Source organism: Anaerocolumna sedimenticola (genome assembly GCF_009931695.1).
Taxonomy (GTDB): domain Bacteria; phylum Bacillota; class Clostridia; order Lachnospirales; family Lachnospiraceae; genus Anaerocolumna; species Anaerocolumna sedimenticola.
In genome coordinates this window covers 641,497-665,565 of the sequence record NZ_CP048000.1, presented here as the reverse complement: position 1 = coordinate 665,565, position 24,069 = coordinate 641,497, and the positions used below count along the sequence as shown (strand labels likewise).

Sequence of the window (24,069 nt, the reverse complement as noted above, 5' to 3'; positions counted from 1 at the left end):
TTCGAAACTTTTATACCGGACTTTTAACATTCAATCTAATATAAAAAAATTTAATTTAAGACCTTGAAATTTTTAAAAATTAAGTTTATTATGAATTATAAAATTTCATAAGGAGGAGTTATTATGATAAAGAGAAGTCATTTCACTTTATTAACGCTCATGATGCTGGTACTATCTATTGCACTTTACGGATGTGGAGGCGGTAAGACCGGTACGGATGATGAGAAAGCTCCTGCTGATGAACAGTCTTCAGATACACCGGTTAACGGTGGATCAGTAGTAGTAGGAATTTCACAGGATTTGGATAGTCTTGACCCAGACAAAGCAGTTGCGGCAGGAACTAAAGAAGTTTTATTCAATGTTTTTGAAGGGCTTGTAAAGCCTGATAAAGATGGAAATTTAGTTCCGGCTGTTGCAGAAAGTTATGAGATATCCCCGGATGGTAAGGTATATACCTTTAAACTCCGAGGGAATGTTAAATTTCATAACGGCAATCTGGTAACAGCTGACGACATCGTATATTCATTAAAGAGATGCGCCGGTTTGCTAGATACAACAGATCCAGCTGTTGTGGTCGAATCGGCGCTTACTAACGTTTCAGACGTAAAAAAAGTTGATGAAACAACGGTAGAAGTGGATCTTAAGGAAGCCGATACGGAATTAATCGGTTATCTGACCAGTGCAATCATTCCGAAAGACTATGACAAACAGGATACGGCACCAATCGGAACCGGTCCGTTTAAGTTTGTTTCCTACACACCAATGGAAAGTTTTGTAGTAGAAAAAAATGAAGACTATTATCAAGCAGGAAAACCATATTTAGACAAAGTTACATTTAAAATTATACCTAACGCGGATTCTGCCATCATGGAATTATTAGCAGGCTCGGTTGATATTTTCCCGTACCTTACCGATACCCAGGCAGAACAGTTGAAGGATACCTTTACCATTGCAGAAGGACATATGAATCTGGTACAGGGCTTATATTTAAATAATAAAGCAGAACCCTTTAACAATGTAAAGGTAAGACAGGCATTAAATTATGCTGTTGATAAGCAGGCTATCCTTGATCTGGTAGCCGGAGGAAGAGGCAGCATTATCGGAAGTAATATGTTTCCGGGATTTGCAAAGTATTATGAAGACTTAGCAGATAAATATCCATATGATGTGCAGAAAGCAAAAGATTTGCTGGCTGAAGCCGGTTATCCGGACGGTTTTTCCTTTACTATAACCGTACCGTCCAATTATAAATTCCATGTTGATACGGCTCAGGTTATCGTGGAACAGTTAAAGCAAGTCGGAATTACTGCTAGCATTCAACAGGTTGAATGGGCCAGCTGGATAAGCGACGTCTATGTAGGCAGAAATTATGAATCCACCATTATAGGATTGGATGCGAAACTGGCTGCAAGGGATGTATTGGATCGATACGAATCCAAAGCTGAAAATAATTTTTTAAATTACAGTAACCCACAATATGATGACATCTTAGGCAAAGCAATTGCTTCTCTGGATGATAAAGAAAAAATCAATTACTATAAGACCCTGCAGACCATGTTAAATGAAGATGCTGCAGCCGTATATATTCAGGATCCTGCATTACTGGTAGCCATAAATAAGAAACTGGGAGGATACACATTCTATCCGGTTTATGTTCAGGATATGGCATCTGTATATTATAAAGCAGAAGAATAGAATTGTAATATAAATTAGTTCAGTAATCACTTAAGAACAAAAACAGGGAGGAGTTTTTATATGAAATATATCATTCAAAAATTTACGGCATTAATATTAACCCTCCTGCTTGTTTCTTTTTTTACCTTTATTGCATTTCAGGTCATTCCGGGGGACAGCGCAGTAGCGTCCCTTGGAACTTCCGCTACGAAAGAAGCCATTGAAGCACTGCGGGAGGAATTAGGCCTCAATAAAAATATATTTGTAAGATATGTAAGCTGGTTAGGAAATGCCCTGCAGGGTGATTTTGGGACATCCTCACAGTTTGGTATGCCTGTAAGTAATCTCATAAAGGACCGTATGCCGGTCACCCTATGGCTGGCTGTTTTATCTATCATATTTATTTTAATCTTATCAATTCCCCTTGGAATAGAGTCTGCTAAAAAAGAAGGGGGGTTATCTGATCGTCTTATCACCTTATTAACCCATACGGCGATGGCGATTCCTCCTTTTTTCTTGGGGATTATTATTACATTACTGTTTGGACTGGTATTAAAATGGTTTACTCCGGGTAAATATGTTGGTTTCAAAGAGAATTTCGGTCAATTTATAGGATATTTGATTTACCCGGCCATCGCCATTGCCATACCCAAGATCGCAATGGTAGTTAAATTCTTAAGGAGTTCTCTGATAAGACAGCTTAAGATGGATTATGTAAGAACTGCAAGGAGTAAAGGAAATCAGGAAAATGTTATTCTATACCGCCATGTTTTAAAAAATGCCTTTATCCCCGTTATCACTTTTATTGCTATGGTCATTGCTGATGTTCTGGCAGGCAGTATAATCATCGAACAGGTATTTGGATTGCCTGGTATGGGAAGAATGCTGGTTACTGCTATCTCCAACAGGGATTTTTCAGTAGTACAGGCAATTGTGTTATATATAGCAGCTGTGGTAATCCTCATTAATTTTATAGTGGATATTTTATATCAACGGATTGACCCAAGAGTACGTCCGTAAAATTTAACAAGGGTTTAATTTGTGGCATATCTGTAAGCAGATCTGAAATACAAGGAAGCCGGATAGAAATAAACGTTTGTGATTTGTGGAATAATGATTCCAGGTAACTGCGAATACCTAAAGTTTTTAAATACTATCGTTTCGCAAATATCTAGAATATAATTACATAAGGAGAACCTTGGTGAACAGAGGAAAATTTAAGTATGACTTTAATTTTATAGTTGGCATTGTAATTATCAGTATCGTTCTTATCTTTGTGATTGCCGGTGTCTTTTATACTCCCTATGATCCAAATAAGATGGATGGCGCTGTAAAAAATTTAGCACCTAACCTGGCGCATCCATTTGGTACGGATAACTTCGGACGGGATATATTAAGCCGAGTTATGTCCGGTGCCAAGACGACCTTTTTTGTAGCTGTTTCTACGGTGGCAATCGGTGCGATGGCAGGTACATTTATCGGTGCATTAACCGGTTATTACGGAGGTATTCTGGATGAAATTCTCATGCGTATTAATGACGGACTGACTTCTTTTCCCAGTATACTGTTAGCTTTGGTATTTGTAAGTATTATTGGCCCGGGCAAATACAATGTTATTTTTGCATTGGGAATCATCTTTATTCCCAGCTTTGCCAGAGTAGTACGAAGTGAATATATTTCATTTAAGCAGATGGATTTTGTAAAAAATGCCAGATTAATGGGAGCCGGTAATTTTCGGATTATGTTTGTCCATATTTTACCCAATACAAAGCTAATTTTATTGTCCTCTGTTACCATCGGTTTTAATAACGCTGTTTTGGCAGAAGCGGGAATGAGTTATCTTCAATTAGGAGTTCAGCCGCCGGATGCAAGCCTTGGGAGAATGTTGTCAGAAGCACAGACATACCTGTTTAATGCCCCTTGGTATGCATTAGCCCCCGGATTAATGATCGTTTTGACTGTATTAGGCTTCAGCTTGATTAATGAAAGGATGTGAGGGGTTTGATGACGGAAATGAATCAAAAAAAAGCAGGCGCCATACTAGCCGTTAATCATCTTTCCATAGGATTTCATCAAAAAGGTGATATTCATAAAGTAGTAAATAATGTCTCTTTTAGGCTACAGGAGGGAGAAATTCTTGGAATCGTTGGAGAATCCGGCTCCGGTAAGACTATGACGGCACTGGCAGTAATGGGATTATTATCGAAAGCGGCTAATATATTAGGAGGCAGTATACTTTTTGGAAATCAGGATTTATTAAAGCTTAGCATAGAGGAATTAAGAAAATTAAAGGGGAAACAGGAAGCGATGATCTTTCAGGAGCCGATGACCTCTTTAAATCCGGTAATGACCATCGGCTCTCAGGTAGAAGAAATGCTGCTTCTTCATGAGAGTGAATTAAATGCCGAACAGAGAATTAAGAGAGTTCTGTCTGCTTTATCGGAAGCTGGGTTAACCGATGTAGAAAACCTGTATCATAAATATCCTCATCAATTATCCGGTGGCATGCGTCAGAGAGTGATGATTGCTATGGCCATGATATGTAAACCAAAGCTTTTAATAGCAGATGAACCTACTACGGCATTGGATGTAACCATTCAGGCTCAGATTTTATCCCTGGTACAGAGCTTAAGTGAAGAATACGGTACCTCAGTGCTATTAATATCCCATGATTTAGGTGTTATACAAAAAATATGTTCCAGGGCTATTGTAATGCAAAATGGTGAAATTGTTGAAGAGGGGCTGGTTTCTGACTTATTTATAAATCCGGAAAAAGAATACACGAAAAGTCTCATTGCCGCCAAAACAGGACTTCTTAAAAAATCAAAAAAGAATATTCCGGAGGAAGTTGCAAGAACTGAAAATGATCGGCCGGAGCTAAATGCCGATAAATCCGGTTATATTCTGGAAGTGCAGAATTTAAAGGTATACTACGAAGAAAAAGGTAAGAAGTTATTTGAAAAGAGAATAAAGAAACAGATAGTAAATAACGTATCTTTTTATATAAATTCAGGTGAAATTTTAGGCATTGTAGGTGAGAGCGGCAGCGGGAAATCTACACTTGCGAAAGCTGTAGTCGGACTAATAGAGAGTAAAACCGGAGAGATCCATTTAAAAGAAGCAAAACCTCAGATGGTTTTTCAGGATCCTTACAGCAGCTTAAATCCTGCTAAAAAAGTGGGATGGATATTGGAAGAACCTTTAAAATTAGCCAATAGCAAAAACCCAAAGGAACGGAAAGAAAAGGTATCAAAGGTATTAAGAGAGGTTGGACTGGATGAGAATTATGCAGACCGGTATCTTTCAGAAATGAGCGGAGGACAGCGGCAGCGGGTGGCAATCGGAGCAGCACTGATACAGAATTCCAAATTTATAGTTCTGGATGAGCCTGTATCTGCGCTGGATGTCACGGTACAGGCCCAAATACTGGAACTATTAAAGAAACTGCAAAAGGAATATAATTTATCCTATTTATTTATATCCCATGATCTAAATGTTATCTACCAGATGTGCGACAGAGTATGTGTCATGTATCAGGGAGAATTAGTGGAAACTGCATCCGTAGAAAATTTATTTCATAATCCAAAGCATCCTTACAGCAAGAAATTATTAGATGCGGTGTTATAAGATGCAGTACTATAATAAAGCAGGGATGGATTTATTGCATGAATCATACCAAGGAAATATTATAATATTTCTTTTTAGTTGACCGGAGCGGAATTGGAGGAATACCACTGCCTGCAAAGGTTCGAAAAGGCTGTTTCAAATTTTTCGTCGTCTTCTTTTGAACGTTTTTTCATAGAGCTGGTGCGGCCGCCGGCTCTTCTTAATTTTTTGGAAAGGTGGCGTTCATACATAAGCAGATCTATGTTTTCTTCCGTATAATATTTTCCGTTCTGATTAATGGCATAGGCACGTTTTCCTAAAGCCATGGAAGCTACGCCGTAATCCTGTGTTACTACAATATCTCCGGATTCCGTCCGGTTAATTAGAGCAATGTCAACTGCATCCGGGGCTTTACTTACCTGAATAATTTTACTGTATTCCGATTCCAGGATATGACTGGTATCAATTACCATGATCACAGGTATATAATACTTTTTTGCTACTCTTTCTATAATCTGCTTTACCGGACAAGCATCTGCATCTACTAATACTTTCATATTTTCCACCCATCGCATATCGCAGGCCGGCCTGCGATACTGCCACAATAAAAAAGAGCGAAAGAATCCATATGTGGCATCCTTTCTTATTCTAATTTTCTTTCACTCATCCAGTCATGATGCCGCAAAAGCGGCGTCTCATTCATTCTGCATTCATTGATTCTATTATCAGATTAACACCTTTGACTACTTTCTTCATTATACCGGATAGGATAACTTATTATGACTATTTTAATTAAAATATTAAATTGGAAATTTATTATAAATCCACAATAATAGGCTCGTGCTTCACATAGGGCAAAAATTTATTCAATAAATCCGCCATTTTAATTTTTAAGCTTGAGGTATTGATACAGGGATGACAGCCAACGGAGTCCTGATTGAAAGTATCCCGGTCTATTAATAACTGAACCCGGTTTTCTTTGTCATTCATTAATCCAAGTACGCTGACAGAACCCGGAGTAATATTCAGGAATTCTTCCATATAATCCGGAGCGGCAAAGGATAGTCTGGAAGTATTAATTTGTCTGCTTAAATCGGCGGTGCGGAATTTTTTATTCCCCGGCATCATCAGTAGATAGAAATTGGTTTTCTGTGCATTGCATAAAAATAAGTTTTTGCAGATTTCAATTTCCAACATAACCTCTACTTCAAGGCAGGATTCAATCGTAGCCGTCACCTCATGATCTACGCGAATATAAGGAATCTCAAGTTTCTCTAACATATCATAAACTCTCGTCTCTTTTTCCAATCGTCCTTCCGAATCCGGCCTTGTAGTATAAAGGTTAGGATCAATAGATAAACCAGCCATAATAAAGCCTCCTTTGTATACATTTCATTGCATAAATAATCGTTTGTCCTTATTATTAGTTTAACATATAAATTGAAAAATGTAAGCAGAAAATAAAAAACAATTGAAATAAACCAAAAAATGTTAGATAATATAAGGACGTTCTATCAATTAAGGATAAAAACTATAAAATTGGGAAGGCGGGAGCTATATTTGAAAGAAAAAAATATAATATTTTTGTATCTGAATAAGTATAAGTGGAAATATCTTCTCGGAATTATAACTTTATTTATTGTAGATTTTATGAATTTATACATACCACAGTTTACGGGAGAAATAACAGATGGACTAAAAGATAAAACCATGGATATAACCGGTGTTATTCAGGGAATCATTAAGATTTTACTTGTAGGACTGGTCCTTGCGTTGGGCAGATTCGGCTGGCGCTACTTTATTTTTGGCTCCGCCCGTGGAATTGAATATGAATTACGTAATGATATGTTTGCCCATCTGGAGAAATTGTCCATGGGATATTATAATAAGAATAAAACAGGGGATTTGATGGCTCATTTTACCAATGACTTAAATGCAATCCGTATGTCTGCCGGCCCGGCTGTCATTACCTCCTTTGATGCCATTATCATGACCTTTATGGTATTAACCAAAATGATTCTATATGTCAATATTCGTCTGACCCTTCTTGCGGTAATTCCTTTGCTTTTTATTGCAATTGGCGGCGTATATTACGGGCGTTCTGCCGAAAAACGTTTCACAGCAAAACAAAAAGCATTTTCCGATTTGACGGACCAGGTTCAGGAAAGTATATCGGGTATCCGTGTTGTTAAGGCTTTTGTGCAGGAAAGAGAGGAGTTAAAAGCCTTTGCAAGGGCAAATCAGGAAAATAAAGATAAAAATATGAAAGTGGTAAAACTACAGGCGACCATAATGCCGTTATTAGATATAGTAATCGGTTTATCCGGCTTAATCACTCTTCTTTACGGAGGTTATCTGACTATCACGGGCACCATAACCTTAGGGAGATTTATTGCTTTTAACCAATATATAAATATGCTGGTATGGCCTATGATTGCAGCCGGTGACAGTGTGACTTTCTTCTCTCAGGGTATGGCTTCCATAAAAAGAATCCAGAATATCTTCAGACAACAGCCGGATGTATTTGATGAACCGGATGTAACCGATCAAAAAATCAATCATTTGGACGGGGAGATAGAATTTAATCACCTTAATTTCAGGTTTACAACTGAAACGCCCGAGGTATTAAAAGGAATAAACCTGAAAGTAGATAAGGGAAGTACGCTGGCTATTCTTGGACGGACGGGCAGCGGCAAAACAGCCATGGCAAATTTACTGCTGCGTTTATATAACGCGGAACCTGGAATGATAACAATTGACGGTGTTGATATTCGTAAAATTCCCTTAAAAGTATTACGGGAAAATATTGCATATGTGCCCCAGGATAATTTCCTGTTCTCCGATACGCTTAAGAATAATATAGCTTTTGGCGCATCCACGAAGGATATTGAGATAGTACAGGAAGCAGCCAGGGAGGCATGTATCCATGATAATATCATGGATTTTCCGGGTAATTATGAAACATTAGTCGGGGAGAGAGGCGTTACTTTATCCGGCGGACAGAAACAGAGGAGCTCTATTGCCAGGGCATTGATGAAAGATGCTCCAATCCTGATTTTAGATGATTCCTTATCAGCCGTAGATACCAATACGGAGGAACAGATACTAAAGAATCTGAATAATAACAGGAAAGGTAAAACTACCATAATTATAGCTCATCGTATCTCCACCATTCAAAATGCGGATAAGATTCTTGTACTGGAGGAAGGAAGAATGGCAGAATACGGTACCCATGAAGAATTATTGAATAAACAGGGAATCTACTCTAAAATGTATGAAAAGCAGCAATTGGAAAAACAACTGGAAGCAGTATGATTTCCTCGAAATAAGAAAGCTTGTAGGCTTATCTACTCAAAGCGGATTTGCGGAAAAGAGAAACACAAATTGGAAAGGTATGAATATTAATATGGCTAAGAGAAATGAAATCGATTATGAAAGATCCATTCATGGCAGTGTATTAAAGCGGTTAATGACCTATGTGAAACCATATTGGCACTTTATGACGTTTTCCTTTATTCTGGTATTATGCATAACCGGTTTTGAATTATATCGACCTATCTTAGTAGGAAAGGCAATTGACCTATTTATAGGAACCGGTAATTTTAATGACATTAAAAAAATAGCGTTTATTTATTTTCTTGTATTAATAGGCAGTTTTGTATGCAATTTCCTGCAGACCTGGATACTGCAATTAACAGGTCAGAGTATTATTTATAACATCAGACAGGAAGTATTTGAACATGTACATAATTTATCCCTGCGTTTTTTTGATATTACACCGGTAGGACGGATTGTAACCCGTATCACCAATGATGTGGAAGCTTTAAATGAGATGTATGCCAATATTTTAGTAAAGTTATTTAAGAATTCTGTTAAGATAATCGGACTGGCCCTTGTTATGATAAGTATAGACGTAAAATTGTCGTTTTATGGATTTCTTCTTCTTCCGTTAATTATTGGTCTTACCATACTGTTTAAATCCATATCCAGAGCTACCTACAGGGAGGTAAGAACGAAAATAACGGTGATTAACACGTATTTATCGGAACATTTATCCGGAATGAAACTAATTCAGATATTTGCCAGGGAAAAAGAAAAATACGAAGAATTTAAGGGTAAGAGCGCGGAATTATTTCATGCGAATTATAAAGAAATGATGGTATTTGCCATATTCCGGCCCTCCATCTATATACTTTCCGTTATAGCATTGGTAATTATTATTGGGGTGGGCGGTAATTCCGTGTTAAAAGGAGCAATTTCCATCGGAACATTATATATCTTTATCCAATACATTGGTTCTTTCTTTGATCCGATACAGGAATTGGCGGAACAGCTTGGAACCCTTCAGTCGGCTATGGCTTCTGCTGAAAAGATATTTACTATTATTGATGAAAAACCGCTGATCGTTAATACAAACGAACCTAAAAATCTTCCCGATGTAAAAGGACGTATCGAATTTGACCATGTCTGGTTTGCTTATGAGGAAGAAAACTGGATTCTTAAGGACGTCAGCTTTGTTATTGAGCCGGGGCAGCGTGCCGCTTTTGTGGGAGCTACCGGAGCAGGAAAATCCTCCATCCTTAATTTAATCGGAAGATATTATGATATACAACGGGGTAAAATAACCATAGACGGTGTAGATATTAAGGAACTGAGCACGGATCAGCTAAGAGGGGCAATCGGTCAGGTGCAGCAGGATGTATTTATTTTCACCGGTGATATAAAGAGTAATATCAGACTGAAAAAAGAGTCCATATCCGATGATGAAGTAAAACAGGCAGCTAAATATGTCAATGCAGCCGGTTTCATTGAGAATTTAAACCATACCTATGAAGAAGCAGTAACGGAACGTGGGGCAACCTTATCGGCAGGACAGCGGCAGCTATTGTCCTTTGCCAGAACTTTGGCATATGATCCTGCCATTCTAGTAATGGATGAAGCAACTGCTAATATTGATACGGAAACAGAACAGATTATTCAGGATGCCCTGGAAAAGTTAATGGAGGGTCGAACCACAATTATGGTAGCCCATCGTTTATCCACCATACAGCATGCGGATAAAATTCTGGTTATGCACAAAGGTCAAATAAGGGAAACGGGAACCCATCAGGAATTACTGAATTTCGGAGGTATCTATAAGAAATTATATGAATTGCAGCTACAATCTTAGTTAACTGGAAAATTCTGATTGACAAACATATCAGCCTATATTATAATGCTAGCAATATCTCTTTGCACTGCATAACGCAAAATATGCGTATATCTACAGTACAAACTGAGCAGGCAATGGATCATTTTGATTCAAAGGGCTGGGCCGTAAGGCAACAGATGACTAATCACGCATCTGTGGGACAGTAGTATGTTCCATAGGTGTGTTTTTTTTCCTGCTAACTTAAATATAGTTACGATTCGAGTGTCAAAATAAAATATTCAATTATGGTTCGTTAATTTGTCCAATTTTCTTACTTGATTGCGTGCTACAGAACAAAAGAAGACTACGGTATATTAAATATAAATTGTTCGCCCGGGAGGAATTAAATGACACAATTATTAGTGAAATTATTTGTTAAAGATTATACCAGCACGGAAAAATCTAAGGTTAGAACCGCTTATGGTGTTTTAACCAGTATTGTAGGCATTATCTGCAATATTATATTATTTGGAATAAAGCTTGTAATCGGGCTGATTATAAACAGTATTTCCGTAATGGCGGATGCTTTTAACAATTTATCGGATGCGGCATCCTCCATAATTGGCCTGGTCGGGGTAAAACTTGCGGAACGCCCGGCCGATAAGGAGCATCCCTTTGGACATGGCAGATTTGAATATATTGCTGCTTTTGCCGTTTCCTTTTTGATTTTGCAGGTTGGTTTTACCTGCTTTAAAAGCGCTTTTACCAAAATACTTCACCCGGAAGAAGTGGGATTTAACTGGATACTGGTTGGTATTCTGTGCATTTCGGTCTTAATTAAATTATGGTTATCTCTATTTAACCGTACACTTGGTAAGAGAATTAACTCCAATGTAATGAAAGCTACGGCTACTGATGCGCTTGGTGATGTTTTGATAACAACTACCACCATTGTTTCCGTTATTATCGGACAGTTAACCGGTTTTATGGTGGATGGCTGGATGGGTGTTATTGTCTCCGTATTCGTAATACTGGCAGGTATCAATATTGCCCGGGAAACCCTGGAACCTCTCCTGGGAGAAGCGGTGGACCGGGAAGTATATGAAGCAATTACAAAAAAAGTGGAAGAGTATGAGGGTATCATTGGGAGCCATGACCTTATTGTGCATAATTACGGACCCTCCCATACAATGGCTACCATTCATGCTGAGGTACCCAATGATGTAAATTTGGAGGAAGCTCATGAAACCATAGACCGTATCGAACGGGACGTATTAAGAGAAATGGGAATATTTCTTGTTATCCATATGGATCCTATTGAAATAAATGATCAAAAGGTGGTAGAGAAGAAAGAAGTGGTGATTCAGGTTGTAAAAGATCTGGAACCGAAATCAAATATTCATGATTTTAGAGTTGTAAACGGAGAAAATCATATAAATCTGATATTTGACCTGGTTGTGCCTTTCTCCTATAATGAGCAGCAGGAACAGGAACTGCTTCTGAAAATTGAGGAAGCTCTTCGCAAAATAGATGAAAGATATCAGATTGTAATCACAATTGAAAATAGTTATATTGCCGAGTAACAAAAAGATGGCCTTTGAATATAGTGATATTATATTATTCATTCTCTTTGCACTGCAAAAACGCAGAATTTGCGTATATCTACAGTACAAACTGATCAGGCCATATCTTATGTTTGGAGCCGGGCTGTAAAGCAGCAGCGGGTTGTGAAAACACCTGCGGGACAGTAGTTTACTACAAGTGTCCTGCAGGTGTTTTTTTGATAGACAAATGCAGGCACATATACAAACCGGAAGAATTCTTCCGGTTTGATTTATCAGCAGGAGCAGGCGGTTTTATACCGGAATGAGAACTCATATGGGAGGTCTTATGTGAAAAATGTAAATGGAGAAGGTCTTTCTACTGTCAGAGTTTATGAATTACAGAAAAAGTACGGTAAAAATGAAATTGTTACAGAGCGTAAAAAATTACTGATACATCGTATATTAAGTGCTGTTAAAGAACCTATTTTTTTACTTCTTATTCTTGCATCTGTTACTTATTTTCTGCTGGGTGAGGCAAATGATGGTGTCATTATGCTTATCTTTGTTTTTTGTATTATTGTTATGGATGTATTACAGGAATGGAAAACAGACAGAGCTTTAAGTGCCCTGAAAAATTTATCCCAGCCTATGATTATGGCTATACGTGACGGTAAAGTCACAAGGGTACCCAGTGTTGAATTAGTACCCGGGGATATTATATTAGCAGAAGAGGGAAACAGGATACCGGCAGACGGGTATGTATTAACCTCTCATGATTTTTGCACGGATGAAAGCCTTTTAACCGGAGAATCGGGAGAAATATGGAAAACACCGGCACAAGCAGTATCCGGTGATAAAAAATCTAAAGAACTTACCATAGAATCACTTGACAATTTAAGATCGGATTATTGTTATGCCGGAACTATGGTTACACAGGGGAATGCAACCATTTTAATTAATAAAACAGGAAATGAAACAGCATACGGGAAAATCGGTTTAAGTATGGTGGGGATAAAACCAAAATTGACTCCCTTACAGAGACAAATGAAAATCCTTACTAAACAGTGTACGATTATAGCTATCTTTTTATTATTTATAGTTAGTTTCATCACTTATTTTAATCTAACGGATTATACTCTTTTGGACCGTTTCATAGAAAGTCTCTTATCCGGCATCGTGCTGACGTTATCTATGATACCCGCGGAATTTCCAGTAATCCTTACCGTTTTTTTGTCAATGGGAGCATTACGTCTTACCAAAAAGCATGCTTTAATTCGTAAATTGTCCGCGGCAGAAACTTTAGGTGCAGTTTCCGTAATATGTCTTGATAAAACGGGTACTATTACGAAAAATCAGATGAGTGTGGAAGAGACGTTTCATTATCAATGTGAGGAGATTAATCTGGCAAAGATAGCTGCTTTAGCCTGTGATAATAATCCGTTTGATCCTATGGAAAAAGCAATACTAACCTATTGTAATGATTTGGGGTTGAGTGAACAGGAAATTTTTAGCGGAGTTTTTGTTAAGGGGTATCCGTTTAATCAGGAATGTAAAACCATGACACATGTTTGGAAACGAAAGGATACAATTGTTGCAGCGGCAAAAGGTTCTCCGGAATGGCTGATAAACCACAGTAATCTGCCATCGGAAGAATGCAGATTAATTGGAGATAAAACCCGGGAATTATTTAAAAAAGGACTCAGGGTTATTGCGGTGGGTTTCATGGAGATAAATAATGAAAGTGAGATACCGGAGGATTTACAGGAATATGGATTTACGTTCTGCGGTTTAATTGGATTTATGGATCCGCCAAAGGATTCTATATCCGAAGATATAAGAAAATGCAAAGAAGCGGGAATCCGCTTGGTAATGATTACCGGTGACAATGGGGATACCGCGGCTTCTATTGCAAAACAGATACAATTCCCCGGTGATCTTACACCTATGACAGGAAATGAACTGGATGAAATATCCGAATCGGATTTACCGGAAGTTCTTAAAAAAGTTAATATATTTTCCCGGGTGGTTCCGGAGCAAAAATTACGAATCGTAAAGGGTTTCATAGCAAACGGCGATATAGTAGCCATGACCGGAGATGGCGTAAATGACGCTCCTGCTTTAAAATGGGCTGATATTGGAATTGCAATGGGACTTAGGGGTTCGGAGGTAACGAAGGAGGCTGCCGATTTAATTTTATTGGACGATAATTTCTCGACTATTCTGGATTCTGTTGAGGATGGCAGAAGAATTTATGACAACATCCGAAAAGCAATCGGATATGTTTTTACTATTCATATACCGATAGCGCTAATCTGCTTATTTGGCCCTTTGTTGCATATCTTACCCTATGATTTAATGCTGCTGCCTTTACATGTCATTTTGCTGGAATTAATTATGAACCCGACTTGTGCGGCAGCAATTGAACGGCAGCCTTCCGAGGTAAATATTATGAAACATGGTCCCAGAAACCCGGCAGAGCAGCTATTGACGAAAAGGATACTCATAAAAAGTATTCTGCAAGGATTTGCAATATTTCTGGGGGCATTCGGGAGTTTTTACTATTATCTTGTAATCTTAGGAGGAAGTCCGGATATAGCAAGGTCCATCGGTCTTAGCGTATTAATCTTATCAAATCTATTTCTTGTACTTGTAAATGCCTCTGAGAGGGAATCTGTATTCCGCTCCTTTTGCAGGCTTAAAAAAGAAAAAGGTATTCTATTTGTACTTGGAGCGACTTTCTTTCTACTGGTGTTTATATTATATGGACCCTTACAATCCGTATTACTGCTAAGCCATTTGAACCTGAAGCTATTCTTTAGTACTGTTTTCATTGCATTCATATCGGTATTCTGGTATGAATTAATTAAAATAATAAGAAAAAAGTCATAAAAATTAATAATATAGAATTAAATAATTTATTATTCGTTTACTTTTTAGGGGCCGCCCTATAAGGAATTCAGGTAAAACGGTGTTTTGAGAGTTTATAGTCAGACAAAAACACGAAAAAACCTGAAAGCTTTATAGGGCAGTTTTTTGGATATACTTGTGATGGCTTCCAATAACTAGTGGTTGAATCGGAAGATGTATTATGTTAACCTTAGTGAGTAACTTAGTTGTAGATAGCAGATAGGAGGACATATCGAATGAAGAAATTTTTAGTAACTTCCATGGTAACTTTAACATTAGTATCATCAACGCTATTTGGAGGAAACCTAAATCCTTTCGATGTTAACAACACAGCAGTAGCTGCTGCGGCCACTACAAAAAGTTTTACAAATTGTAAGCCAACCGTTAGTGTCAATAGTACAACAGCTACCACTGCAAATCTTAACATTGGAAAAGTAAGTGGTGCAGACAGTTATAAAGTATATCGCGCGACATCCCCCAATGGTTCCTATAAGTGTGTTGGAACTACAAAGTCTAACAGCTTCAAGGATACCGGCTTAAAAGCAAACCAAACTTATTACTATAAAGTAAAAGCCTGCGATAAAGTTAACGGTAAAACATTAGGCAGTCAGTTATCCAAGCAGGTAAAGGCTACCCCTTGCAAGAATGGAAGTAAAACAATTATTTATTCCGGATCAAATGGTGCTGATATTAATGAAATCATTAAAAATGCATTAAACGGTAAAGCAAATACCAGTACCCCGACCCAGACATCTACACCGAGCAAGACCCCTACCAAAACCCCCACTAAAACCCCAACTCAGACGACACCACCAGCTTCCACAAATAATTATGACAGCAGTTTTGCCAGCCAGGTATTAAAATTAGTTAATGAAGAACGTGCAAAAGGCGGTTTATCCGCATTAACCATGTCACAGAATCTGGTTGCGCCGGCTAATAAACGTGCACAGGAAATTGTACAGCAATTTTCCCATACCAGACCAAATGGTACGCAATGGTCAACTGTTCTGGATGAATATAACGTAAACGTAAGCGCAGCAGGTGAAAACTTAGCTTATGGATATAATACACCGGAAGCAGTGGTAGAAGGCTGGATGAATTCTCCTGGTCACAGAGCTAATATTATGAATGGAAATTTCCATAAAATTGGTATCGGTGTATATAAAAGCAACGGAACTGTATACTGTACTCAGTTATTCTCTAACTAAACAATAAGAACAGAACAATTAACTCATGTCAATAAAAAAGTCCAATTCGATTAATCGAATTGGACTTTTTTATCCCAATGAAAGAACAGAACCCTCCGGGCAGGAAGCACATGTACATGGAAAAGGATAAATTCCTTTGAGTAATTTGTCACTGAAGTAAAAGCATGCCAGCGGTAGAGTCTGGCATGCCAACTCTATCTAGTATATAGGAAATAAAAGGGAGTCTATTGCTAATTTAGCAACAGACTCCTATATTAACATTGAACACACTTTGTAGGGAGAGGTCCAATTATTATTGTAAATATCATTTACAATAACAGGATTACATCTCTACGAGGGTACCGTCAGTTGAGATGGTTACTACCTGCCAGGGAATCATTTTGCCGCTGTTAATAAGTGCGGTTTTCACTGCGTTTACAATGCCGCCGCAGCAGGGAACTATCATACGAACAACTGTTATACTCTTAATATCATTCAAAAGTAAGATTTCAGTCAGTTTTTCCGAATAATCACCTTCATCTAATTTAGGGCATCCGATTAAAGTAATTTTATTTTTCATAAATTCATTATGGAAGTTACCATATGCATAAGCGGTACAATCGGCCGCAATAAGAAGGTTCGCATTATCAAAATAAGGTGCATTTACAGGAACCAGTTTAATCTGTACCGGCCATTGATTTAACATGGACTCAGGTGCTTCTGCAGGAGCCGCTGCAGGTTTATGTGTATCCCTTTGTATCATTTTAGACTGGGAACCCGGGCAACCGGAAAAATGTGGTGTAGTTTTCTTTTTCTCCATATTCTTTTTTACCTCTTCTTCGTTATAATCTAAAGCTTCTCTTTCTTCAAAGGTTATTGCATTAACCGGGCAGGCAGGCAGACAGTTGCCAAGCCCGTCGCAATAATCATCCCGTAGTAAAACTGCTTTACCATCTATTAATCCAATGGCACCTTCGTGACAGGCATCAACGCACAATCCACAGCCATTGCATGCTTCTTTATCGATTGTTATAATTTTTCTTATCATACTATATTCTCCTTAAGTTAAATTTTATAAGTAATTGGGAAAGTAGATGGTTATACAAAAAATAAAATTCACAATTACTTATTCATTATTTTTATAAGTTTCTTATCTCATGTCTTTATCTTACTATAGTCAGTTCATTATATCGGTTGCATTTGCAACAAATTTAATATAAAATATTACTAATTCAAGTAATTAGGTATAAGAGAAATGTACCGTGTAATTTATAAAATTTATAATTAATAATTAAGACGTAAAAATCCGGACAAAGTATATTTTGGATAATACTACAATCCGGAATAGAAAAAAAGTGAAATAAAATTAGTAAAAGAAAATTAGTAAAAGAAAATTAGTAAAAGAAAATTAGTAAAAGAAAGGATGCCACATGCGGTTTTTTCACTCAATTTTATTGTGGCAGTATCACAGGACAGTCATGTGATATACATTAGGTGAAAAATATGAACCAGGAAATTTTAATTTTAAAACAGGTATCGTTATTTCAAGGGATTGAGATATCAGGTATCGAAGATATTTTAGGATGTTTGGGCAGTAATGTAAAGAGTTATAAAAAAAATCAGTCAATCATATCTGCCGGTTCAAAGATTATCTCTTTAGGTATTGTCTTATCTGGCGGTGTACAGGTAATCCGGGAAGATATTTTAGGAAACCGTATGCTGGTAACAAGCCTGGCTGAGGGGGAAATATTCGGAGAAACATTTGCTTGTGCGGGAATAGAGGAATGCCCGGTTAGCGTAATAGCAATGGAACCCAGCCGGGTCCTTATGCTGCCTATTAATCGGATAGTGACTCCCTGTTCGAAAGCCTGCAGCTTTCATAGCAGCCTGTTAACAAACCTTCTTCAACTGCTGGCAAGAAAGAATTTATATCTTAATAATAAAATGGAATTGATATCTAAACGAACCATACGGGAAAAGATAATGGCTTATCTGACCGCGGAAGCGGAGAAAAATCACTCTAACTCCTTTGAAATACTACTAAACCGTAATGAGATGGCTGATTACTTGTGCATAGACCGCAGTGCCATGTCCAGAGAAATCAGCAGAATGCAGAACGATGATATAATAAAATACCATAAAAATCATTTTACAATATTATAATTATGCAATAAATGTATGATTTTGGCTTATCAGTAAAAACCTGGGGGTTATGGACATACATTTCTTAAACAGCCGTACCTCAGCAGCAACCAGGTGCAGAGGGAACAGCAGTATGGTTTGAAAAGCAGCTAAATACATAGCAGAAAAGGGCTGTCAAAACAGTAGTTTACCTGATATGGACAATTTACTTGAACCTTATCATATAATACTAACATTTAACAGCCCAGATTATGAAGTTATAGTATATTTTTTGGTTTTACGCCGAAGTAATCCTGTAATTTAACCGGGCCTTCTAATATTACCCTGTCTACATATAAAGATCTATCATTTCTGGTCCTTACTGCCCATTTTACCAGGACTATACTGCCGTTATCGATTTCAATTGCAGTGATACAACGTGGATGAACACAGCAGCCGTCATTAAAATAAAGCGGTTCATTTACCTGAGGAAATACTGGCCTGTGAGTGTGTCCGGCAATTAACATCTGGTTTTGCTTTTTAGTCCAATGAACTAATTTTCTTTCTACCTTTTCTTTTCGGGTATGATTCTCTGCCGCACTGGTTGGGTCTCTAACACCGGTTAATTCTAAGGGACGCCACAGGTACCTGACTAAAAATCTGGATAATCGCCACAAATTGTAATTTAAGAAATCGGCCTGGTGCCCATGGGTTAAAAATAGGAGATTATCCGAATCTTTATATTTTAATATCAGACCTTCGTGAATTTTTAGGTTTGGAAACAGCGATACCCGTCTTTTTATACTTTCATCATAATAAGATTTTAAATTGTCATTTGCAAAGTCCTTATTGCGCTTCACATGATCATGATTCCCGTATAACATATAAAATCTTCCTGCCTTGTAGAACTTTGACATAAGCCAGAAAGCATCACTGTGTATGGATATGATCCGGTCAATTTTACGGTTCTCCCACAATTCATCCCCATCACCAAGTTCAATATAAGTAAAGTCTTTTCTGTAATAAAAATCCAAAGCTGCAAAAAACAAATTCTGATTACCTAAAAAATTATCCCCCAATTACCGTCACCTCTATGGCAGTCACTCATTAAAACTATTTTTGAGGAATCATCTATTGGTATTTGTTCGGCAGAATTGAATACTTTGTTCAGGCGTGAGTAACTAGACATTCTTTTAATCCTCCCTGCTTATACTTTATTCACCTCATTTTGTAAATTTAGAATCCTCCTGTGGGATACCTAAACCTGAGATTGGGATACCCTGCTCAATATTTGGAATATCCTGTTCAATACTTGGGATACCCTGCTCAATATTTGGAATATCCTGTTCTGTATCTGGGATATCCTGTTCTGATACAGTAGGATATGTTACAGCCCCGGTACTTTGATTATTTTCTTCGGGAAGTTCATGAAGAAAGATTCCATTTTTTTTATCAATATTTCTAACCGGTTCCTTTAAGTCTAAATACTTTCTGATAATTTCATAACTCTTAAATATTTCCTTGGTGCTTCCTATATTTATTATCCTGTGATATAACTTAGGTGCTGCATATCTTACATATTTTAATTTTGAAACCGTGTTATTATAAGTTGAGGTGGCCATATTGTATGCAGTACAATTTCGGATGTTGTTGGTTTGCATATAATCTTCAATATAAGCTGTTCTGGTTCTTGGCTGTTCGGAATGAGGCGTTGCATATACAAAGGATACCGTAGTACCTGATATGTTCAGATCACTCATAAAATAACCGGTTTTTAACATACCACCCACGAAAGCATCTAACATTTCCTTATCTTTTAAAGTTATCTGTATATCTACGGTAAGTTCGTGCGGCCATGAGAATTCACCCAGGCGGAATCCGGTAAGCCACCAATGCAGTTCCTTTCGATGGAAAAGCTCTTTCCCGTTTTTCTTTAAGGAAAAGGCTAACGGAAGATGATCTTCTTTACTGGCACAATTATAAAAGGTACCGTTAAAGACTCCGGGAATATTAAGGATTGGACCCGTTGTTGTATAAATACCGATTTCACATCCGCTGGTCATACCATACTGGCCTTTCCAAAATTCAATGAGCCATTTTTTTCCCCCGTATTTAAAATAAACAGGCTCACAATCAATAATCATGCTAAAACCCGCAGAACCCTCATCATATAACATGCAATAACCGCATTCACTCTGCCAACCATACATAATGGAATAAAAATAATCCTGAGGGGATAATAAGCAAAACCAAACGGTTTTAAATCATTATTTAAGGCATCTAAATCAAAAGGAATGTCAGGAAGGCTCGGTGGATTTGATGGGTCAGATGAATTCGGTGATTTCGGTGTATCTGGTAGATTGGGCGAATCGGGTAGTTTAGGTGTATCCGGTAGGTTAGGGAAATCGGGTAGTTTAGGCGTATCCGGTAGGTTAGGGAAATCGGGTAGTTTCGGTGTATCCGGTAAATTAGGGAAATCGGGCAGTTTAGGTTTATCCGGTAAATGGGGTGTATCCGGTAGGTTAGGAAAATCAGGCAGACCGGGCAACGGTACCTTAGGTATCTTGTGTAAACCAGGAATCAACGGTAAAATAAGTCTTTTTAAGCGTTCTATATAATCAAGGTTTTCAACACTTAAGACCATGTCTTTCTTTTTTCTCTTTTTGTAATAAAAGGCAGCCCAGATTCCGGCTCCGGAAATTACTGCAAAAGCAGATAGTAAAATAATCGGAAGAATAAATTCAGAATTTATAATAATACCCAAAGGCTGAAAAATTTTTATTAAATTACCATAATTTAGCATAAAATAACTCCTTTCATATTAGCTTATATTATAATATTCGAAAGAGCTTCTCTATGTTAAAAGAACTGTGCAAGTACATCAAAATATTAAAAATTTACTATTGTAATTTTATAATTTTAGATTATAATAATATTAGTAACTGTTATTAATATAAAAGTAAATACTCTTAATTCATAAACTATAAAAATATAAGGAGGCTTAAATTATGAGTAAGATCATTGTTATTGGTGCTAATCATGCAGGAACTGCAGCACTTAATACAATCCTCGACAATTATAAAGGTCATGAGGTAATTGCTTTTGATGCTAATAATAATATCAGCTTTTTAGGATGTGGAATGGCACTTTGGATAGGAAAGCAGATAAGCGGTCCGGAAGGTTTATTTTATTCCACCAAAGAAAAACTGGAGGAAAAAGGTGCAAGAATTTATATGGAGACCCCGGTTGATTCTATTGATTACGATAGAAAATGTGTTTATGCAACCGGTAAAGACGGTACAAAATATGAGGAAACTTATGATAAGCTCATACTTGCCACCGGCTCGGTCCCTATTATACCTAATGTAGAAGGAAAAGATTTAGATAATGTTCAGATGGTTAAGCTATATCAGAATGCTCAGGATGTAATTGAGAAATTAAAAGATGACACCATACAAAATGTAGTTGTGGTAGGTGCAGGTTATATTGGTGTAGAACTTGCAGAGGCTTTTAAACGGTGCGGAAAGTCTGTTACCGTCATAGATTGTGTAGATACCTGCCTTGCAGGTTATTATGATCCGGAATTTACAGATGGTATGAAAAAGAATCTGGAGAAAAACGGAGTACATTTAGCTTTTGGGGAAACAGTGCAAAAGCTTTTAGGCAATAAAAAAGTAGAGATGGTAATAACAGATAAAAGCAGTTATAAAGCGGATATGGTCATTCTTGCAATAGGCTTCAGGCCGAATAATAAGTTGGGAGAGGGTAAAATTGATACATTTCGCAATGGTGCCTTTATTGTAGATAAACACCAGCAGACGAGCATTCCTGATGTTTATGCAATTGGAGATTGTGCCACGGTTTACGATAATTCCATAAATGATTTTAATTATATTGCTCTTGCATCCAATGCAGTACGTTCCGGTATCGTAGCTGCTCATAACTGCTGCGGTAATCCAATAGAATCAGCGGGGTACAAGGTTCAAACGGTATCAGTATCTGGGGATATAATATGTTATCAACCGGGCTGACTTTAACGAAAGCAAAGAAATTAGGAATCAATGCTGTGGCAACGGATTTTGAAGATTTGCAGAAGCCTGCATTTATTGAAAAAAACAACACGGTAAAAATCAGAATCGTTTATGATGCAGATTCCAGAGTAGTATTAGGAGCACAGATGGCTTCCGGGTATGATATATCCATGGGACTTCATATGTTTTCTCTGGCAATTCAGGAGAAAGTCACTATCGACAAATTAAAGCTGCTTGATCTTTTCTTCCTGCCGCATTTCAATCAGCCTTACAGCTATATAGCTATGGCAGCTCTAAAGGCTGAATAATTACAAAAAATAAGAGGTGTTAAAAATAATTCTTTTGAGTTATTTTTAACACCTCTTATTTTTAGTTATTATTCGTTATTAGAAGGTTTTTCCGGTAACTTCTTCTCAAACCATTGAATAAACATAACTAAAAATGTAATTAAAAGGATTACGGCAAATATACCGAACATTCCCTGCCACATAATACCTAGGGATAACATAAAATTTTCAAGCATAAGATAACTCCTTTCCGGATAAGTTTCCATTAAAAGTTATGAATCATACATAGCTTATATTGCGGAAATAATGTTACGTAGTTTAATTTTATTATAAAAGTCTGCTTACAAGGCTAATGATAATACCGCCGGCTACAACGGATGCAATCTGTCCTGAAACGTTAGCACCGATAGCATGCATTAATATATGGTTCGTAGGATCTTCTTTAATTGCTAATTTCTGAACTACACGTGCAGACATAGGGAATGCGGATATTCCGGCTGCTCCAATCATAGGATTAATCTTATTTTTACGGAACAGATTAATGATTTTAGCAAATACTACACCACCAATGGTATCAAAGATAAATGCTACAAGTCCAAGCCCCATGATTAAAAGAGTTTGCCAGGTTACAAAAGCGTCTGCTTTCATACTGAAAGAAATGGTAATACCTAATAATAAGGTAATCAGGTTAGCTAAGGAATCCTGAGCTGTTTCAGATAAGCTGTTTAATACACCGCATTCACGAAGCAGGTTACCAAACATTAAGAAACCAACTAAAGCTACTGACATAGGTGCAACGAAACCGGCGATTACAGTAACCATAATCGGGAATATGATTTTAATTCTCTTGGATACGGAAACCGGATTGTATGGCATACGGATTAAACGTTCTTTTCTGGTAGTAACTAATTTGATGGCAACCGGCTGAACCAATGGAACCAATGCCATGTAGGAATATGCCGCTACTGCGATGGCACCAATGTATTTTGAATTCATAATTTGGGATACTAATATAGAAGTAGGACCATCTGCTGCACCGATAATACCGATAGAAGCAGCATCAGCTAAATCAAAACCTAATAAAGTTGCAACAGATAAGGTAAAGAAGATACCAAATTGTGCTGCCGCACCAAATAATAACATAATAGGATTTGAAAGAAGCGGACCAAAATCAATCATAGCGCCGATACCAATAAATAATAAGATTGGCAGAGCTTCGGATGCCTCAATACCTACATTAAAAAGCCATTGAATAATACCTTGTGTTTCTCCAATACCGCTTAAGGTCTGATTTAAAACACCAGATAACGGTAAGTTGACAAGAATAGCACCAAATCCCATAGGCAATAACAAAGATGGTTCATATCCTTTTTCAATTGCCAGATAAATTAGAATTATGCCTACTGCATACATAATTAATTGTGGGATTGTAACAGATGAAATTCCCGATAATAAAAAATCCATAGCAAGTTCTCCCTTCGTGCTTGTACAATTTAGAGATATAGGTTCTTAGCATTAAAAAACCCGTATCCTATTATAAGGATACAGGTATTTGTCATTAAATTAAATCCGAATAATCTA

At 37.3% G+C, this 24,069-nt stretch carries 18 protein-coding genes, 1 pseudogene and 2 riboswitches; of the genes and pseudogenes, 11 read left to right on the top strand and 8 right to left on the bottom strand.

Features of this window, described 5'->3' with window-relative positions; genetic code table 11:
• The first annotated feature begins 123 nt into the window (after positions 1-123).
• The 4 genes from Ana3638_RS02830 to Ana3638_RS02815 all read left to right on the top strand — a co-directional run bounded on the left by Ana3638_RS02830 (position 124) and on the right by Ana3638_RS02815 (position 5,301).
• Entirely contained in the window at positions 124-1,695 is a 1,572-nt protein-coding gene (locus tag Ana3638_RS02830) for an ABC transporter substrate-binding protein (protein WP_202621558.1), read from the top strand.
• Between the two features lie 60 nt (positions 1,696-1,755).
• Positions 1,756-2,694 (top strand): ABC transporter permease, encoded by a 939-nt coding sequence (locus Ana3638_RS02825; RefSeq protein ID WP_161836697.1) that lies wholly within the window; start codon positions 1,756-1,758, stop codon positions 2,692-2,694.
• Between the two features lie 181 nt (positions 2,695-2,875).
• Positions 2,876-3,670: an ABC transporter permease gene (locus Ana3638_RS02820; protein WP_246240738.1), complete on the top strand. Its 795-nt coding sequence runs from the start codon at positions 2,876-2,878 to the stop codon at positions 3,668-3,670.
• An 8-nt stretch (positions 3,671-3,678) separates the two neighbouring features.
• Positions 3,679-5,301, top strand: coding sequence for a dipeptide ABC transporter ATP-binding protein (locus Ana3638_RS02815; protein WP_246241065.1), 1,623 nt, complete (start codon positions 3,679-3,681; stop codon positions 5,299-5,301).
• Between the two features lie 74 nt (positions 5,302-5,375).
• Here Ana3638_RS02815 and Ana3638_RS02810 read toward each other — a convergent pair whose 3' ends face one another.
• Positions 5,376-5,837: a YaiI/YqxD family protein gene (locus tag Ana3638_RS02810; RefSeq protein WP_161836696.1), complete on the bottom strand. Its 462-nt coding sequence runs from the start codon at positions 5,835-5,837 to the stop codon at positions 5,376-5,378.
• 259 nt (positions 5,838-6,096) lie between these two features.
• Complete coding sequence (locus tag Ana3638_RS02805) at positions 6,097-6,648, bottom strand: prolyl-tRNA synthetase associated domain-containing protein (RefSeq protein ID WP_161836695.1); 552 nt, start codon at positions 6,646-6,648, stop codon at positions 6,097-6,099.
• A 192-nt stretch (positions 6,649-6,840) separates the two neighbouring features.
• Here Ana3638_RS02805 and Ana3638_RS02800 point away from each other — a divergent pair, with 192 nt between their 5' ends.
• The 5 genes from Ana3638_RS02800 to Ana3638_RS02780 all read left to right on the top strand — a co-directional run bounded on the left by Ana3638_RS02800 (position 6,841) and on the right by Ana3638_RS02780 (position 16,070).
• Positions 6,841-8,595: an ABC transporter ATP-binding protein gene (locus Ana3638_RS02800; protein WP_246240735.1), complete on the top strand. Its 1,755-nt coding sequence runs from the start codon at positions 6,841-6,843 to the stop codon at positions 8,593-8,595.
• Positions 8,555-10,450 (top strand): ABC transporter ATP-binding protein, encoded by a 1,896-nt coding sequence (locus Ana3638_RS02795; protein ID WP_246240732.1) that lies wholly within the window; start codon positions 8,555-8,557, stop codon positions 10,448-10,450. Before Ana3638_RS02800 ends, Ana3638_RS02795 begins: the two co-directional genes overlap by 41 nt.
• Positions 10,451-10,545: 95 nt before the next feature.
• Positions 10,546-10,637, top strand: a riboswitch (NiCo riboswitch).
• Positions 10,638-10,818: 181 nt separating this feature from the next.
• Positions 10,819-11,994 carry a cation diffusion facilitator family transporter gene (locus Ana3638_RS02790; RefSeq protein ID WP_161836693.1) on the top strand — a complete coding sequence of 392 codons (1,176 nt, stop codon included), beginning with the start codon at positions 10,819-10,821 and terminating at the stop codon, positions 11,992-11,994.
• An 81-nt stretch (positions 11,995-12,075) separates the two neighbouring features.
• Positions 12,076-12,161: riboswitch (NiCo riboswitch) on the top strand.
• Positions 12,162-12,303: 142 nt separating this feature from the next.
• Positions 12,304-14,844: a cation-translocating P-type ATPase gene (locus tag Ana3638_RS02785; protein WP_161836692.1), complete on the top strand. Its 2,541-nt coding sequence runs from the start codon at positions 12,304-12,306 to the stop codon at positions 14,842-14,844.
• Between the two features lie 254 nt (positions 14,845-15,098).
• Positions 15,099-16,070, top strand: a complete 972-nt coding sequence (locus Ana3638_RS02780; RefSeq protein ID WP_161836691.1) for a CAP domain-containing protein — start codon at positions 15,099-15,101, stop codon at positions 16,068-16,070.
• Positions 16,071-16,392: 322 nt separating this feature from the next.
• Here the strand turns inward: Ana3638_RS02780 and Ana3638_RS02775 are convergent, their stop codons facing one another.
• A complete protein-coding gene (locus Ana3638_RS02775; protein ID WP_161836690.1) occupies positions 16,393-17,097 on the bottom strand; it encodes an ATP-binding protein in 705 nt (234 codons plus the stop codon).
• 455 nt (positions 17,098-17,552) lie between these two features.
• Between Ana3638_RS02775 and Ana3638_RS02770 the strand changes: the two genes are divergently transcribed.
• The gene (locus Ana3638_RS02770) at positions 17,553-18,212 is read left to right on the top strand and encodes a Crp/Fnr family transcriptional regulator (protein WP_161836689.1); all 660 of its coding nucleotides are present in this window, start codon (positions 17,553-17,555) and stop codon (positions 18,210-18,212) included.
• 236 nt (positions 18,213-18,448) lie between these two features.
• Here the strand turns inward: Ana3638_RS02770 and Ana3638_RS02765 are convergent, their stop codons facing one another.
• The 3 genes from Ana3638_RS02765 to Ana3638_RS24865 form a co-directional block, all read right to left on the bottom strand.
• Complete coding sequence (locus Ana3638_RS02765) at positions 18,449-19,249, bottom strand: metallophosphoesterase (protein WP_330587822.1); 801 nt, start codon at positions 19,247-19,249, stop codon at positions 18,449-18,451.
• Positions 19,250-19,393: 144 nt separating this feature from the next.
• Positions 19,394-20,380 (bottom strand): DUF4474 domain-containing protein, encoded by a 987-nt coding sequence (locus Ana3638_RS02760; protein ID WP_161836688.1) that lies wholly within the window; start codon positions 20,378-20,380, stop codon positions 19,394-19,396.
• Positions 20,311-20,973 carry a hypothetical protein gene (locus Ana3638_RS24865; RefSeq protein WP_246240729.1) on the bottom strand — a complete coding sequence of 221 codons (663 nt, stop codon included), beginning with the start codon at positions 20,971-20,973 and terminating at the stop codon, positions 20,311-20,313. The genes Ana3638_RS02760 and Ana3638_RS24865 overlap by 70 nt, the downstream gene beginning before the upstream one ends.
• 205 nt (positions 20,974-21,178) lie before the next feature.
• Here Ana3638_RS24865 and nox point away from each other — a divergent pair.
• A pseudogene (nox, locus tag Ana3638_RS02750) lies at positions 21,179-22,509 on the top strand (H2O-forming NADH oxidase).
• A 68-nt stretch (positions 22,510-22,577) separates the two neighbouring features.
• Here nox and Ana3638_RS24575 read toward each other — a convergent pair.
• Both Ana3638_RS24575 and Ana3638_RS02745 read right to left on the bottom strand, forming a co-directional pair.
• On the bottom strand, positions 22,578-22,724 hold the full coding sequence (locus Ana3638_RS24575; RefSeq protein WP_202621557.1) for a hypothetical protein: 147 nt from the start codon (positions 22,722-22,724) through the stop codon (positions 22,578-22,580).
• 91 nt (positions 22,725-22,815) lie between these two features.
• Positions 22,816-23,952 carry a sodium ion-translocating decarboxylase subunit beta gene (locus Ana3638_RS02745; RefSeq protein ID WP_161836686.1) on the bottom strand — a complete coding sequence of 379 codons (1,137 nt, stop codon included), beginning with the start codon at positions 23,950-23,952 and terminating at the stop codon, positions 22,816-22,818.
• Positions 23,953-24,069: the final 117 nt, after the last annotated feature.